The organism is Rathayibacter sp. AY2B3 (assembly GCF_002931755.1).
Taxonomy (GTDB): domain Bacteria; phylum Actinomycetota; class Actinomycetes; order Actinomycetales; family Microbacteriaceae; genus Rathayibacter.
The window spans coordinates 1-15,343 of sequence record NZ_PSUG01000045.1 but is presented as its reverse complement, the minus strand read 5'-3'; the positions used below and the strand labels follow the sequence as shown (position 1 = coordinate 15,343).

Genomic DNA, 15,343 nt, shown 5'->3' with positions numbered 1-15,343 from the left:
ACCACGTCACCGAGGACGGCCCCGGTCATGATCCTTCTCCGCACCCACGCCAACCGCTGGACCGCGCGCGCCCGCCGCAGCGGTGTCGTCCTCGGCATCATCACCCTGGTCTCCGATCTCCCCCGCCCGGCCTACCGGACGGTCCGCCTCGACGCGACGAGCGGTGAGCGCGTCCTGCTCCGCGACACCGCCGAGCTCGAGGAGGCCTTCGCCGTGCTCCTCGCCGGGCTCGAGCGCTCGCGCATCGCGGCCTCAGCACCCCCGGCCGAGTCAGCACCCCCCTGCGCCCCCGTCGACGCGCCCGTCGCAGTCGAGGACGACCTCGAGGAAGCCGCCTGACCCGACGGGGACGACGTCAACGAGCAGGGGAGGCGAGCGCGACGCTCGCCCGGTACTCCTCGGACACGACGTCCGTCCTGAACTCGACGATCTCGACCGAGTGCATCTTCAGCTGTGCGAGCACCTCCTCGGGTTTGACGTAGAAGAACTCGCGACGCAGGTTGATCCGGTTGACGCGTCGTTCCGCAAAGGTCTGGTGCAGCATCGCCTCGATACCGACCGCGTCGTCCGCGAAGAACAGCGCGTGCACGTCGAAGCGGAAGGGCACGGAGGCGTCACCCAACTCGTTCACCCGATCCATCGGCTCGAGTCGACGGGTCATCCCGATCTTGACGACCTCGTCGCCGAACGCGCCGACGTTGGAGATGACGTAGACGTATCCGGCTCTGATGTTCGCCGCACGGTCGTCGACGTCGTGCAGCGCCTTATCCACATCCTCGATCCGGGCTCGGAGTCTGGCCGCTCCGGCAACGTCTCCGTTCGCCTCGAGGGCAGCGAGTGTCGCCACGTAGTGCGCGCGCTCTTTGTCGAGACGCTCGTGCTCACGAGCCAGTTCCTGCTCGGCCTTGCGCTGCTCGCGGAGCTCTTCGCGGCGTGCGCGTTCGAGTTCCTTCTCGCGCTGGATCGCCTGGAGGTAGTCGTTGGCGAGCTGGATCTCGGTGAGTCTCATGCGGTGGTACCGCGGATCGATCGTGAGCGACACCATGGAGCCCTGGCGCTCGATCATCTCCGAAGCCTTGCTCAGCCGCGCTTGAGCCGTTGCAAGATTCCCGGCTCGAACCGACTTGACGCAGTTCTCCGCCTCCGCGTTGTACGCCCGAAGCAGGATCTTGGTCATGTCGCCGACGAACTTCCGTCCCTGCGCCTGCGAATTGTTGAATGTGAAATTGCTCGCCGCGTGGGCCGCCCGCTTCTCGCGAACTGCACTCTTGATCTCGGAGCGGAGAGCTTCCAGACGAGTGGCGAGGTCGGCTGAGGATTCAGCGGGATGCTCGTAGTCGTAGAGACCGAGCTCCTGGACTTCGATCGAGTGGCGGACCCCGATGATCTCTCGTTCCAGGTCGGCCAGCTCTGTCTGTCGCAGGGTGATCTCGTCCTGAAGCGCAGCCAGTGTCGCTTCGAGTCGAGCTGCTCGGCGGTGCGCTTCTGCGGCGAGCTGTTCCTGGCGGGTTTCGTTCGCCGCCCGATCCGCTGCGATCTCCTCTCGTCGCCGACTCTTCTCCGCGTCGAGCGCCACCAGTTCCAGCAGACCGTAGCGGTCAATCGAGGCCTCGAGTTCGGCCACCCGCCCTTGGAGCTCCCTGGCGATCTTCCGAGCTCGGAAGAAAGGAACGTCTCCGCCTGCGCGGGTCTCGCTGAAGCGCTCAGGGGAAGGCGACCGGTCCGACTCGCCCCCTGTCCCCGCCACCTCGGAGGCAGTACTGAGTGGATTCTCGTGCCCGCCAGCATTCGCGCGAGGCTCTTCCCGCTCGGTCTCCCCACGGGATTCCGCAGCCCGCCGCTCACGTCGCGACAAGGGCGTCGGGGAACTCTGTACTCGCGAACTGTCCTGCTGCGCAGCTGCCACTGGATGGGTGTGCGCCGTCCAAGCGGCACCATCCCAATAGCGGAGAAGAGCGGCGTCAGTCGGATCCGGATACCAAGCGGCGGGAGCATTCACAATGCGACACTAAGTCCCGACTAGCGCCATCGGGAAGTGCGACCGTACGTGCTGCCGACGAGGGCCGTCACTCCACCGACCGACTGCCGATCACCGGCGGATCCGTCCGCGGGAGATCCCGCGGGCCGATGACGCGTCGGAGCCGGGCCGGCCTGCGCGACCGGAGCAGAGCGCGGCGCCACCGCGGATCGGTGCTGGCCCGGAGGTGGGGGTCGAGCGGGCGGAAGCCTCCCGTGATCCGCTCCTCGATCAGCACGACCGTCGCGGTCGCGAGGTGCAGTCTCCAGGCCGGCTCCCTCTCCGGGTGCTGATGCCCGGCGCGCGTGCGGAGCTGCTGCTCCAGCTGCTCCGGGTCTGCGGACCACCAGGTGCTGACGCCGACGCGTCCGTCGGGAAGAGGGAAGCGCTCGGTGATGCGGTACGGGAGGCCGTGCTCGGTCATGCAGTAGTGCCTTTCGAGAAGAGGGATCGGGGAGCCCGGGCCGCGCTGCTACGGCCCGGGCTCCGGTTCACGAGGTGCGGGTCGAGCGACGCCGCAGTGCGGTCAGGGCGCCGCCGGCCAGGAGCAGAGCGCCGGCTCCGGCCGCGAGAGGCCCGGCCGCCGCTCCCGTCGAGGCGAGGACCGTCGGCACGAGTCCGACCGGGGGCACCGCCACGTGGGCGCAGCTGGCTCCGCCGTCGTCCGCGCACGGCTGCAGGACGGTCGTCGGATCGAAGCCCTCCGGGACCTCGGTCAGGAGCGCCCGGTTGGGGATGGTCCACGCGTCCACGCCGTCGGCGACCCGGCCGGTCACGGTGAACGTCGTCGACGCTCCCGGTGCCAGCGACAGGTTCTCGACAGTCAGGTCGGACGAGGCCGGGCCCCCGTCCTGGGAGATCGTGACGTCGCTCAGGTGCGCGAGCTCGGGGACGTCGGTGAGGGTCACCCCGTCCGCCGGCCGAGCGCCCTCGTTCGCGACCACGATCCGGAACCCGGCGCGCCCGCCGTGGTCGACCCGGTCCTCGATCGCCGTCTTCTCGATCGAGAGCCGGCCCTCGACGGGCGGCACCGGGATCTCGGCGCAGGACGACGTCGCATCGTCCACGCAGGCGTTCTCGACCGTCGGCGGGTCGAAGCCGTCGGGCTGGTGGGTGATCGAGACGCGGTTGGGCAGGGTCGCGGCGTCGTACCCGTCGGCGACCCGGCCGCTGACGTGCAGCGCCATCTGGCCGCCGGCGGGGATGTCGAGACCCGTGACGGGTTCCGTGGCCGGCTGCGTTCCTCCGGCGCCGTTCTCGATGGTCGCCTCGAGCAGGTGGTCGAGCGTCGGGACGTCGGTCACCGTCACGTCCGTCGCGTCGACCGACCCGGTGTTGGCCACGACGATGTCGAAGCCGGCCGTGCCGCCGTGCTCGGCGCTCGCCTGGGACGCGGTCTTCCGGATCAGGAGCGACCCCTCGCCGACGTCGTGCGGGACGGTGGCGCAGGGGTTCGCGTCGGTCCCCGTGCCGGACGAGGCGGGAGCGAAGGGCGCATCGGCGAGGCAGGCCGTGTTCGTCAGCGCGCGGTCCCCCTCGCCCGTCACGATCACGTCGAAGGTCAGCTCGGCAGTCGCTCCGACCGGCAGGCTGCCGGCCGCCCAGGAGATGCGCCCCGTCTCCGCGTCGATCGTGGCCGTGCCCTGCGAGGTGCGGACGGAGCCGGCGTCGAGCTCGGCGTCGTCCAGCACACCCTTGTCGAGGTAGTCGATGACGGCGGCGTCGGAGTAGTCCCCGGTCCCGTCCGAGGTCAGCGTCACCCGGTAGGGCACGCGGGCGCCGCGGAGCAGCGGAGTGGCGGAGTCGACCGACGAGGTCTTCGCGATGGTCACGTGCGGCGCGAGCGGGTCGAGGCGTGCGACCGCGACCGCGCCGTCCGAGCCGAACGCCCAGTCGTCGATCGCCCGCAGGTCGCCGTAGGAGCCGTGCACCGAGTCGTTGGCGTTGGGGACGCGGCCCTGTCCGGAGTCGTCGCCCTCCCAGCGGTGCACTCCGCCCGACGAGTCGGTACCGCCGTCGCCGGACGTCGCCGCGGAGGTTCCGGAGTACCGCTCCGAGTTCGATCCGGCGAGGAGCGAGTCGTCCCAGTGCACCGTCGACGGGTCGTCGCCGCCGCCGGTCGACCGCACCACGGACACGCCGCCGGCGGACGTCTCGGCGTCGACGCGCGTGAAGTGGAACTCGTTCGTGCGGCCGACGGCGGCACGGAAGGTGACGTCGGGGTCGGTCACGTCGACCGCCCCTCCCTTCGCGTCCCGTCCGTCCCAGTCGACCGAGAAGGGACCGGTCGTCCCCGCGATCCGGGTGAGGTGCACGTCGCGATCGCCGTCGTAGGAGCCGTCCCCGTCCACGTCGACGTCCACGACGACGGTGCCCGGCTGGGTCCCGAGGACGCCGGTCAGCGTGCCCTCGTCGGAGCCCGCGGACGACCGGCGGAAGGCGAGACCCTCGATCGTCGGTGCGCGATAGGCCGGAGCGATCGACTCCGGCAGGTCGGACGACGGCGGGTCGAGGAAGAGCTTGTAGGTCTGCAGGCCGTCGATTCCGGAGCGTCCGGACGCCTGCACGTACTGCGCCCCGATGCCGCCCGCCTCGCTCGACTGCGGCATGGGGACCGAGAGGTAGGACGGGTCGGACGACCCGACCTTCACGTTGCCCTTGTTCGTGGCCTGGACCGTCGAGGCGACCCCGTCGTAGCCGCGCAGCCCGAGCTCGTAGCGGGCACCCGTCTCGGTGACGGCGTGGAGCGTGAAGGAGGAGCGCCGCTCCTCGGGCAAGGAGTAGGACTCCTTCGCCCCGGACTGGATCGCATAGGAGTTCGACCAGACCCGGCCGGCCACCGCCGCGCCTCGCGCATCCTGGACGCCGATGCTCCAGACGAGGTTCACCGGAGCCGTCACGTCGTCGTCGGACACCCTGATCTGGAAGACGCCGGTCTCGTCCGCCGTGAACGCCCCGCCCGCGGACACCGACGGCGCCGCTCCCGGCGCGAAGTCCTGCTCGTCGAGGACGGCTCCGCCGGGAGCGGTCACCCGCGCGGTACCGCCACCGGTCTCGCCCTCGCCGGTCCCCGAGCCCGCCTTGAGCGGGTGCAGGTCCACCCGGAGCGTCTCGCCCTTCTGGACCCAGGCCGAGACGGTCGTCACTCCGGCGTTCGTCGCACCCCCCTGCAGGAGGGTGTTCTCGATCGTCGTGTGCGGACCGTCTGCGGCGAAGGCCGGCGGCGGCGCGAGGCCTCCACCCAGCAGCCCGCTCACGAGCACGCAGCCCGCCGTCGTGCCGACCAGCGCTCGCGCCGTCCGCGCTCGGGGTCGTCCTCGCTCGTCCCGCCCCGACTGTTCCGTTCGACTCATCCGATGTCCTCTCTTCTGCCGACCGAGCGCACAGCGTCGGCGGCGACCGTTCAGCCCCACGGAAGGAGAGTATTGCTCGGTTCGACGTCCCCGTGGTCGGGACGGGTGCATCCGTGGAGAACGGCGCGAGATGAGCGCTGTGGAGGAGGAAACGGCGCGCGAGAAGAGCCGGTCGCGCTCTCGACGGGTGATCGTGGAACCTGCGAGGAGTGACCTCGAACGCGGGCGCGGACTGATCGCGGATGCGGGCGGTAGACGGTCGGCGCTGCCGACGGCGCGACGAGGACGCGTCCTGCGGGGCGGAGGACGGCCGTTCCGTCGCCCTGCTCGCTCCGGGAGGCCGACGCCGACAGCCAGTGGATTCCGCGACCGTTAAAACGAGAACGGCCCGCCGAAGCGGGCCGTTCTGCTCTGTCTCAACCAGAGTGCGCCCGGAGGGATTCGAACCCCCAACCTTCTGATCCGTAGTCAGATGCTCTATCCGTTGAGCTACGGGCGCAGTCCATCGCGTGACCCAGAGGCGCACGCAACGAGGTACGACTATACATGCCGGGAGCCCCCTCCGCGAATCGGCGGCGGCGGTGCCGAGGGCTCCCTCCCGGGACGCCGCCGCAGCGCCGAGAGGTCCCCTCCTCCGCGGAGCCTCGGAACGCGCCGCGGAGCCTCCCGGCGGGCGGACGCCGCCGCATCCCCGCACGGCGTAGCGTGGGCTCATGGAGGCTGCCGCGATCGAGCTCGTGGGCTTCGTCGTCTCTCCGCTGCACCGCTACGAGGGCCGCCCCGCCGACGGCCCGGTCCCGTCCGAGGGCAACGAGCAGCCCGAGCGGATCGAGATCCGCGCCGGCCTCGGCATCGTCGGCGACCGCTTCTTCGCCCAGCGCGCGCACCGGCCCGCGGCGATCACGCTCTTCGCGGTCGAGATCCTCGAGCACATCGCGGTCGAGCTCGGCGCAGGGCCCTTCGACCCCGCCGACACCCGCCGCAACATCATCGTCCGCGGCGCCGACGTCGACGCGCTCGCCGGCCGCACCTTCGCGATCGAGCAGGGCGGGGAGCGGATCGAGTTCCAGGGCGGACGACCGGCCAACCCCTGCGCCTGGATGGACGTCGTGCTCGCCCCCGGGGCGTTCCGGGCGATGCGGAGGCGCGGCGGCGTCCGGACCGCTCCCCTGACGAACGGCGTCCTCCACACCGGGCCGGCCCGTCTGATCCTCCACAGGGCGGACGACATGCTGATCTGAGCCCGGCGGCGAGCGCTTAGGCTCGCAGCGACCGACTCCCCCGATCGAAGGAGGCCCTGTGCTCCGCCCGAGCGACCTCCTCCCCACCCTCGCCACCACCCTGAGGCGCGGGGTCCGCGACGTCTTCGCGACCACGCGCTCCCGCGGGCGGGATCCGCACCGCCGCACCCGCAGCACCGATGTCTCGGTCCAGCGCGTTCACCACCGCGACGTCTGGGCGCGGGTGAGCACCGTGGGGCGCGACGGAGAGCGCACGTTCGTCCTCGTGCCGGGGATCGGAGTCGCGGCCACCTACTTCGAGCGCCTCGCGCCCGCGCTCAACGAGTTCGGCCCGGTGCACGCTCTCGATCTGCCGGGCTTCGGCGGCGTGCCGCACCCGATCGACGCGCGGCGCATGGACATCGGCGACTACGCCGAGCTGGTCGGCACCGTCATCGACGAGCTGGGCCTCGACGATCCCGTCGTCCTCGGCCACTCGATGGGGACCCAGGTGGTGGCCGAGCTCGCTGCGCGCCGCCCCGAGCTCACCACCATCGTCCTGCTCGGACCGGTGATGAACCGGCACGAGCGCCGCCTCCCGACCGCCGCGCTCCGCTTCGCCCAGTCGAGCGTCCGGGAGCCGCTCAAGGTCGCGATCCTCGCGGCGGGCGCCTACCTCCTCTGCGGTCCGCGCTGGTTCTCCCGCGTGCTGCCCGAGATGATGCACTACCGGATCGAGGAGACCGTCCCCCGGATCCGCGCGTCCGCCCTCGTCATCCGCGGCGAGTTCGACCGGCTCGTGCCGCGCGAGTGGGCGGAGGAGATCGCCCGGTCGATGCCGCACGCGCGGGCCTGGGAGATCCCCGACGCCTCCCACTCCGTGATGCACGCGCACGCGGAGGAGGTCGCGCGCCTCTGCGTCGAGCACGCCCGCGCCCCGCAGCCCGACCGGGACGAGGCCGCCCTCCGCCGCTACCCCGACTCGGAGGTCGACCACTCCGAGGAGGACGCGCCCACCGAGGATCCGATCGGCGCCCTCCGGGGCCGCATCACCGAGCTGGCCGGGATCCTCGTGGACGACGACTCCCTCATCGCCGAGGGCAAGACCCTCCACGCCGAGGCGAGCGACCCCGATGCGCTGCACCAGGCCGCTCCCGATCCGGGCGAGGGCGAGCTCGTCGAGGGCGGCGGATCGAGGAAGGACGGCGAGCAGGAAGGCTGATCACCGCGGACCAGCACGCCCCGCACGTCCGGTGCCGCGAGACGCCGAGCCCCCGCGAGAGCAGCCCTCTCGCCGACGCCCCTCGGCGCCCGCCCGTCAGGACTCCGCGCCGACGATCTCCTCGCGGATGCGCCGCAGGTCCTCGGCGAGCGCCCCCAGCAGGATCCAGTGCTGCGGGTGCGGAGTCGCGATCACGAGCGGCGCGGTGAGAGCGGGCAGCTCGTCCGTGATCGCCTCCGGCTCGGGAACGTCGACCGAGGACTGCACGAGGAGCCGCAGATCGTGGGCGGCCCGGTGCAGCTGGACCGCGATGTCGGCGATCGTCGGCTCCCCGACGAGCTCGTCGTCGTAGAGGTCGTGCACGGTCCGCGTCATGCCGCGGACCCGGGTCACGATGCGCCCCAGCCGCGGGACGACGGAGTCGAGGGCCAGCAGCCGATCGCGGTGGGCGGAGCGGCGCGGGTTGAGTCGGAGGGACTCCTCGCCGGTCGCGATCGCCTCCTCCGCCTTGCTCTGCATGGTCTGCAGCAGCCGGGCGTTGATCAGCAGCTCGTCGAGCCGGCGTCGCGGGACGGGGGCCTGGAGGGCGTCGCCGAGGTCGTCGAGTGCGGCCGCAAGCTGGGCGGTGAGGTCTCCGATCGCCCTCTCGGCCGGCGCCAGCACGACCGGAGGGACGATGAGCACGTTGATGACGACTCCCACGGCCGCGCCCAGCAGGGTCTCGAGGATCCGGTCGAGGGCGTAGTTCGGCGTGACCGCGCCCACCGAGAGCACGAGCATCGCGCTGATCGGGATCTGCACCGCGGAGGCGGGGGTCAGGCGCACGGCCCACCCGACGGCGATCGCGGCAACGATCGCGAGGAGCACGATGATGCTCTCGCCGCCGAGCACCGTGCCGATCACGGATCCGACGATCACGCCGATGATGACGCCGACCGAGCGCTCGAGGGCCTTGGAGAACGACTGGTTGATGCTCGGCGCGACGACGAGGAGTGCCGCGATCGCGCCGAAGACTGGCAGCGTCCCCGGGAAGACGACGGCAGCCAGGAGCCACGTGACGACCGTGGCCGCCGCCGTCTTGACCAGCTGCAGCACCGGCGGCCGCGTCGGCACGGTGAAGCTCGAGGTCAGGCGCATGGGACCACGGTAGCGAGCGCCCACCGCCTCGCGGTCACCGTGCGGGTCACCGGCTCGCGGCCGCCTCGACGCTCGCGAGCACCGCGCGGAGCGAGCGCGACGCCTCCGCCCGCAGATCGGCGGGCACCCCCGAGAGCAGCGCCCGCTCGGCGTCGAGCACCTCGGGGAAGGCCCGGTCGACCAGCTCCTCCCCCTCGGGAGTCAGCGTGACGAGCGAGCCGCGCCCGTCCGCCGGGTTGGCGGAGCGCCGTACCAGGCCCCGCCGCTCCAGCGAGTGCACGCGCTTGGTGATCGCTGGCGCGGAGGCGAGGGCGATCGTCCGGAGGGTCGTCGGCGACTGCGGAGTGCCGGCGCGACGCAGCGTGGAGAGCACGTCGAACTCGCCGCGGGTCAGCCCGTGGGCGGCGAGCAGCTCTTCCGTCGCCCGCACGATCAGTGCGGAGGCGCGGATCACCCGCCCGAGGACATCGACGGCGGAGGTGTCGAGCTCGGGTCGCAGCACCGCCCAGCCCGCCCTGATCTCGTCGACCGCGTCGCCCGGCTGGCTTGCAGAGTGATTCACGCGTAAAGTATATCTGCTTCACCCGTGAACCACTTCTCCGGCCGCCGCCGCTCGGACCCCGATCAGAGGACACGATGGCCACCACCCCCGTTCTGCCCCACCCCCGCGATCTCCTCGCCTTCGGCCCGCACGCCGGCGCCCACCGCGTCGCCCTGCGCGCCGGCGTCTCGATCGCCGTCCCCCTGCTCGTCCTCTGGGCGCTCGGCCGCACCGATCTCGCCCTCTACGCGACCTTCGGCGCCTTCACGGCCCTCTACGGTCGCCAGCACACCCACCGGCCGCGCCTGCTGATGCAGCTGTCGGCCGCCGCGTTCCTCGTCGCGACCGTGACCCTCGGCACCGTCGTCTCCCTCTCCCCTCACCGCGACTGGCTGATCATCCCTGTGGTGGTCGCCGTGACCGTCGCCGCCGTCTACCTCAGCGACGCGCTGCACTGGCACCCGCCCGGGCCGCTGTTCCCCGTGTTCGCCGTCACCGCCTGCGCATCCGTCCCCTCCGAGCCCTCGCGCATCCCGCTCGCCTTCGCCCTGGCCGCGGGCTCCGCCGCCTTCTCCCTCGTCGTCGGCCTGAGCGGACTCGCCCTTCCGCGCGCCCGTCGCCTCGCCCCGACGCCGTGGCGCGCCTCCTTCCGCGCTGCCGCCACCCGCCCTGCGACCCGAGCGGCCCTGCTCCGCTTCGGCGCCGTCGTCCTGGTAGCGGGCGTCATCCCGACCGCGACCGGCCTCGGTCATCCCTACTGGGCGATGGTCTCCGCCGTCGCCGCCGTCTCGGGAGCGGACGCCGGCGCCCGCCTCGTGCGCGCCGGCCACCGGATGCTCGGCACGATCGTCGGTGTCCTGATCGCGGCCGCGCTCCTGGCACTGCCGCTCTCCCCGCTCGCGGTGATCGTGGTGGTGGTGCTCCTCCAGATGACCGCCGAGCTCGTCGTCGGCCGCAACTACGGCCTGACCCTCGCCTTCGTCACTCCGCTCGCGATCCTCATGGTCGAGCTCGCGCACCCCGTCGACGAGCTCGTGCTGCTGCGCGACCGGGCGCTCGAGACCGCGCTGGGCGTGCTCGTCGGAGTCGTGGCGACGCTCCTGACCCACGCCGCGTCGCAGCGCTCCCGCTCCTAGGCTCAGGAGCATGGACCGCACGACCGCCGCCGTGCTCGCCGAGATCACGGCGGCGGTCGCTGAGGTGCGCGACGTCGCGCGGGCTCAGGACGACACGTCGCGTACCCGTGCCGCCGACTGGCTCGACGGACTGTTCGCCGGAGTGACGACCCACCGGGACCTCCGGGCAGCGGCCGCCGAGGCGCTCGGCCTCTGGGGCGGCGCGGGCTCCTTCTCGGACGTCGGCTCGGCCGAAGCCGACCACGCCGTCGGCCGCCTGTACCGGGCCCTGCGCGCCGGCCGCTCCTGGCTGCTCCGCGCGGGCTGACCCGCTTGTCGCGACCGCCGAGGAGGAAGGGCCCGGCTCCTGTGGTCCGTTCGACCAGCAGCGGGACGATCGAGCCGGTAAAGTTTACCGCCCGAACAAGCGGCGTGGTAAATTTACCAGCGTGCGAGGTGCTCTGAGCAATCCCTTCCAGCCCGGCTCCGATGTCGTGCCCGCCGTCTGGGCGGGTCGCGTCCGGCAACTCAGCGACTGGCGCGACGTTCTGCGTCCCCGGCTGTCCAGTGGGCTCTTCGAGCGCGGTCGGACGATCCTCGGCGAACCGGGTCTGGGCAAGTCGACCCTCGTGCGACGCATCGCAGCCGACGCGGCGGCTCGCGGAGACCTGGTCACTCCTCAGATCCGCATCGCGCTGGGCACGGACGTGATCAAGCGACTCGCGAGCGAGTGCCTGACCCTCGCCGACAAGGCAGGGATCTCAGCACGGGCGGAGAAGAGGATCGCGACTCTGCTCGCTCGGGTGCAGTCGATAGCCGTCAGCGGGTACTCGCTCGCTCTCCGAGAATCGCAGGAGGGCCAAGAGCCTCACACAGCTCTGTCGGACCTCCTCGTCGAGATCGGCCGCAAGGCGATCGAGATCGACAGGGTCGTTCTGATCCATCTCGACGAGATCCAGAACATCACCGACGAGAAGCAGCTCTCGCAGGTGCTGATCGCGCTCGGGGACGTGATCACCCACGAGGTCGAGGTGGAGGCGCCCGGCGGCCTGCTGATCACCCGGTCGCTTCCGATCGCGGTGTATCTGACGCGCCTGCCGGAGTTCGAGGATTCGACCGCGCGGAAGGGCGCGACCTTCATCCGCCGCTTCGAGACCACGGTGCTGGCTCCGATCGACGACGACGACCTGCGAAGTGCGCTGCGTCCATTCATCACCGACGGGTGGGAGGTGACGGACGAGGAGGGCGGCTTCAGCCGGATCCGCATGGCCTCCGATGCGGCCGAGACGATCATCCATCTCTGCCAGGGTGAGCCCTTCCTCTTCCAGCTCGCCGGCCAGCGGGCGTGGTACGCGGGTACGGGAGAGCTGATCACCCGGAGCGAGGTCCTCGACGGGTGGACGGCGGCGGAACAGGAGGCGACCGCCCATGTGGAGCGCATCCTCGACCGTCTTCCGCAGCGCGAGCGCGAATTCCTCGAAGCGATGGCCGGACTGCCGGTCGAGGAGAGGACCCTGTCCACGATCGCGAACGGCGCGGGATTCGCGAAAGCCACCGACGCCGGCACCACGTCGCAGCGGCTGGACCGCGTGCGCGGGATCATCAGGCGCGGCCCCCGATACCGCTTCCGGCATCGCGCCGTCGAGGCGTTCTTGACGACGGACTGGCCTGCGGTCGGCGGTTCCTGAGCAGGCCCGCTCGAGGAAGCGGCGGGAGTCGACGTCCGTCGGATCGCGCCCGCGGACCAACGGACGTCGGAGCCCCGCCGACCGCGAACGACTGAGGCCCCCTACTTCCGCAGAAGTAGAGGGCCTCACAGTGGCGGTACCGGTGGGATTTGAACCCACGGTGGACGCAAGCCCACACATGTTTTCGAGACATGCTCCTTCGGCCGCTCGGACACGGTACCGGGGTCGAGTGTACGCGACGGCCGGAAGTCGCGCCAATCGAGCGGAAGGACGGCGGTCAGGCGGGGAGGAGGAAGCCGAGCACGCGGTCCCACTCCGGGATCGCGAGCAGGTGGCCGCGGCCGGCCACCACCTCGAGTCGGGAGTCGGGCAGGCGAGCGGCGTACCACTCGGCGTGGCGGCGGCCGGCCACCGCGTCCTCGGCGCCGTAGAGGAGGAGCGCTGGCGGCTCGGCGGACTCGACGGCGAAGCCCCAGTCCTGCACGCTGTAGCCGATGAGATCGGCGGCCATGCCGAGCGTGCCCTGGGCGACGGCGCGCTCGAGCATGCGCGAGAGGCGCTCGCGGACGCCGGGGGTCTCGAGCACCGCGGCGTCGGCGTCGCCGGAGCCGAGCATCCCGAGCAGGGCGTCGGGGGCGGGCGTCGGACCGAAGGCGCCCCCGAGGGTGCGGGTGAGCGAGCGGACGGCCTCGTCGAGCGGGAGGGTCGCGAGGCGGGCGAGCTCGGTGCGGTTCTCGTCGCCCACCCACGGCACGGCGTCGTCGGGAGCGGGCGTGCCGATCACGGCGACGCGCTCCACGAGACCGGGGTAGTTCGCGGCGAGCGCGAGGGCCACTCGACCTCCCGCCGACCAGCCGGCGGCGCTGACGGAGGCGATGCCGACGGTCGCGAGGTACTCGGCGATGTCGGCGGCGGCCTGCTCGGGGCTGGCTCCGACGCCCGCTCCGGCGGGGTCGAGGTCGGTCAGGAGGGAGGAGGCGCCGTAGCCCGGGCGGTCGAACGAGAGCAGGCGCACGCCGTGGCGCGTGGTCGCCTCCGGGTCGGGGTCGAAGTCCGAGGAGCCGGGAGCGGGATGCGCCAGGACGACGACCCGCTCGGCGCCCTCGATGCCGGACCAGCTGACGCCGATCGAGCGGCCGGACTTGAGGACGTGCACTGTCGAGGACATGCCCCCAGTCTCCCGCAGACGTCCGACGCCGACCGGGCGGCGCTCGGGGCGGAGCCGTCTTCCGTGGCGGGATCCGCCGCTCCCGCACCTCGGCGGCGATGCTCCTCCACAGCCGGCCTCCACAAGACCTCTCCCCCGCCTGGCGCGCCCCGCTCCCGTCATCGATGGTCGGCGGTACTGTCGAAGACACGTTCGAACGAGCGACGGTGTCGGGGGTCCCCCGTAGCGTCGCGCTCGTCCCCCTCCTCCGCCCCGAAAGGACCTCATGGCCTCCTCGAAGACGCGCACCGCCCCCTACCGCTGCTCGGAGTGCGGATGGACGACCGCGAAGTGGGTCGGCCGCTGCGGCGAGTGCCAGCAGTGGGGCTCCGTGATCGAGAGCACCGAGCGCACGGGCCTCGTCCGCGCGGTCGCCGCGGTGGCTCCGGCCGCCGGCCGCATCGCCCGGCCCATCACCGAGATCGAGACCACGTCGGCGGCGCACCGCCCCACCGGCGTCGGCGAGCTCGACCGCGTGCTCGGCGGCGGGATCGTCTCCGGCGCGGTCGTGCTGCTCTCGGGAGAGCCCGGTGTGGGCAAGTCGACCCTCCTGCTCGAGGTCGCGAGCCGGGCCGCGGCCGAGGGCCAGCGGGTCCTCTACGTCAGCGCTGAGGAGTCGGCCGCGCAGGTCCGCATGCGGGCCGAGCGCACCGGCGCGATGCACGACAGCCTCTTCCTCGCGGCCGAGACCGACCTCGCCACGGTCCTCGGTCAGATCGACGAGGTCCGACCGGACCTGCTCATCGTCGACTCGGTGCAGACGGTCGCAAGCGACACCGTCGACGGCCTGCCCGGCGGTCCCAGCCAGGTCCGCGAAGTCGCCGCGACCCTCATCCGCGTCTGCAAGGAGCGGGCACTCCCCCTCGTGCTCGTCGGACACGTCACGAAGGACGGCTCCATCGCGGGGCCGCGCCTGCTCGAGCACCTGGTCGACGTGGTCTGCCACTTCGAGGGCGACCGGCAGACGGCGCTGCGCTTCGTCCGCTCCCTCAAGAACCGCTTCGGCCCGACGGACGAGGTGGGCTGCTTCGAGATGACCGCCGAGGGCATCGCCGAGATCCCCGACCCGAGCGGTCTGTTCCTCAGCCGCACCCGCTTCCCCACCCCGGGCATCTGCGTCACCGTCGCGATGGAGGGGCGCCGCGCGCTCCCCGTCGAGATCCAGGCGCTCGTGATCGCGAACGACGGTGAGCACCCCCGCCGCGTCACGAACGGAGTCGACGCGTCCCGGGTCGCGATGATTCTCGCGGTCCTCGAGCGCCAGGCGGGCATCCCCCTGCGGCGCTGCGACGTCTACGTGTCGACCGTCGGTGGCGTGAAGCTCGTGGAGCCGGCGGCGGACCTGGCGATCGCGGTCGCCATCGCCTCCGCCCACGCCTACACGCCGCTGCGGCCCGGGATCGCCGCGTTCGGCGAGATCAGCCTCTCAGGAGACATCCGGCCCGCCTCCGGAGCGAAGCAGCGCGCCTCCGAGGCGACCCGCCTCGGGCACTCCTCGCACCTCGACTCCAGCGCCTTCACCCTCTCGAGCGCGATCACCCACGCGCTCGTCCCCGTGCCCGAGCGCATCCGTCCGGAGCGGGTCCCCACGCACTGACGACCCCGCACCCGGCACGCAGCACAGGCACCCGTCCACCGCTGAGAGTCGCGGGTGGCGAGGCAATCCGCCGATAGGGGTCAGCGCTGATGCGCCCAGCGACTCCATGTATGCGACCCGACGACTTCCCGCGACCGCGCACGAGGCCGCTCTGACCGTCGCCACGTCGTAGCCTGTCCCGGTGACTCCGCCGCCCCGCCGCCTGCCCTCCCGGGTCTATCGGCGACGCCGCGCCGGAGTGCTGCT

Annotated in this window: 13 protein-coding genes, 2 tRNA genes and 1 pseudogene; 7 read left to right on the top strand and 9 right to left on the bottom strand. The window is 72.0% G+C overall.

Annotated elements, in window-relative coordinates; translation table 11 throughout:
• Positions 1-27: 27 nt before the first annotated feature.
• Positions 28-339, top strand: coding sequence for a hypothetical protein (locus tag C5C24_RS14090; RefSeq protein WP_104280933.1), 312 nt, complete (start codon positions 28-30; stop codon positions 337-339).
• Positions 340-355: 16 nt separating this feature from the next.
• On the opposite strand, the gene C5C24_RS14085 is transcribed toward C5C24_RS14090, so the two are convergent.
• The 5 genes and pseudogenes from C5C24_RS14085 to C5C24_RS14070 all read right to left on the bottom strand — a co-directional run bounded on the left by C5C24_RS14085 (position 356) and on the right by C5C24_RS14070 (position 5,869).
• Entirely contained in the window at positions 356-1,624 is a 1,269-nt protein-coding gene (locus tag C5C24_RS14085) for a DUF4041 domain-containing protein (RefSeq protein WP_258065270.1), read from the bottom strand.
• A 276-nt stretch (positions 1,625-1,900) separates the two neighbouring features.
• Positions 1,901-1,999: pseudogene (locus tag C5C24_RS18485) on the bottom strand (DUF2510 domain-containing protein); the annotation flags it as partial.
• 67 nt (positions 2,000-2,066) lie between these two features.
• Positions 2,067-2,441, bottom strand: a complete 375-nt coding sequence (locus C5C24_RS14080; protein WP_104305264.1) for a hypothetical protein — start codon at positions 2,439-2,441, stop codon at positions 2,067-2,069.
• 67 nt (positions 2,442-2,508) lie between these two features.
• Positions 2,509-5,370: a DUF11 domain-containing protein gene (locus tag C5C24_RS14075; RefSeq protein ID WP_181135545.1), complete on the bottom strand. Its 2,862-nt coding sequence runs from the start codon at positions 5,368-5,370 to the stop codon at positions 2,509-2,511.
• Positions 5,371-5,796: 426 nt separating this feature from the next.
• Positions 5,797-5,869: transfer RNA gene (locus C5C24_RS14070), tRNA-Arg, on the bottom strand.
• A gap of 214 nt (positions 5,870-6,083) precedes the next feature.
• Between C5C24_RS14070 and C5C24_RS14065 the strand changes: the two genes are divergently transcribed.
• Both C5C24_RS14065 and C5C24_RS14060 read left to right on the top strand, forming a co-directional pair.
• Positions 6,084-6,611 carry an MOSC domain-containing protein gene (locus tag C5C24_RS14065; RefSeq protein ID WP_104305262.1) on the top strand — a complete coding sequence of 176 codons (528 nt, stop codon included), beginning with the start codon at positions 6,084-6,086 and terminating at the stop codon, positions 6,609-6,611.
• A gap of 58 nt (positions 6,612-6,669) precedes the next feature.
• Complete coding sequence (locus C5C24_RS14060) at positions 6,670-7,812, top strand: alpha/beta fold hydrolase (RefSeq protein WP_181135544.1); 1,143 nt, start codon at positions 6,670-6,672, stop codon at positions 7,810-7,812.
• A gap of 96 nt (positions 7,813-7,908) precedes the next feature.
• Here the strand turns inward: C5C24_RS14060 and C5C24_RS14055 are convergent, their stop codons facing one another.
• Positions 7,909-8,949, bottom strand: a complete 1,041-nt coding sequence (locus C5C24_RS14055; RefSeq protein WP_104280929.1) for an aromatic acid exporter family protein — start codon at positions 8,947-8,949, stop codon at positions 7,909-7,911.
• A 46-nt stretch (positions 8,950-8,995) separates the two neighbouring features.
• Positions 8,996-9,511 (bottom strand): MarR family winged helix-turn-helix transcriptional regulator, encoded by a 516-nt coding sequence (locus C5C24_RS14050; RefSeq protein ID WP_104305260.1) that lies wholly within the window; start codon positions 9,509-9,511, stop codon positions 8,996-8,998.
• A gap of 74 nt (positions 9,512-9,585) precedes the next feature.
• Here C5C24_RS14050 and C5C24_RS14045 point away from each other — a divergent pair, with 74 nt between their 5' ends.
• The 3 genes from C5C24_RS14045 (at position 9,586) to C5C24_RS14035 (ending at position 12,293) form a co-directional block, all read left to right on the top strand.
• On the top strand, positions 9,586-10,626 hold the full coding sequence (locus C5C24_RS14045; RefSeq protein ID WP_104305259.1) for an FUSC family protein: 1,041 nt from the start codon (positions 9,586-9,588) through the stop codon (positions 10,624-10,626).
• A 10-nt stretch (positions 10,627-10,636) separates the two neighbouring features.
• Positions 10,637-10,933 carry a hypothetical protein gene (locus tag C5C24_RS14040; RefSeq protein WP_104277271.1) on the top strand — a complete coding sequence of 99 codons (297 nt, stop codon included), beginning with the start codon at positions 10,637-10,639 and terminating at the stop codon, positions 10,931-10,933.
• 301 nt (positions 10,934-11,234) lie between these two features.
• Entirely contained in the window at positions 11,235-12,293 is a 1,059-nt protein-coding gene (locus C5C24_RS14035) for an ATP-binding protein (RefSeq protein WP_258065267.1), read from the top strand.
• A 131-nt stretch (positions 12,294-12,424) separates the two neighbouring features.
• Here the strand turns inward: C5C24_RS14035 and C5C24_RS14030 are convergent.
• Together C5C24_RS14030 and C5C24_RS14025 are read right to left on the bottom strand one after the other, a co-directional pair.
• Positions 12,425-12,514 (bottom strand) — tRNA-Ser (locus tag C5C24_RS14030).
• Between the two features lie 56 nt (positions 12,515-12,570).
• Positions 12,571-13,461, bottom strand: coding sequence for an alpha/beta fold hydrolase (locus tag C5C24_RS14025; protein WP_181135543.1), 891 nt, complete (start codon positions 13,459-13,461; stop codon positions 12,571-12,573).
• Between the two features lie 265 nt (positions 13,462-13,726).
• Between C5C24_RS14025 and radA the strand changes: the two genes are divergently transcribed.
• Positions 13,727-15,097 carry a DNA repair protein RadA gene (gene radA, locus C5C24_RS14020; protein WP_104305256.1) on the top strand — a complete coding sequence of 457 codons (1,371 nt, stop codon included), beginning with the start codon at positions 13,727-13,729 and terminating at the stop codon, positions 15,095-15,097.
• The last annotated feature ends 246 nt before the right edge of the window (positions 15,098-15,343 follow it).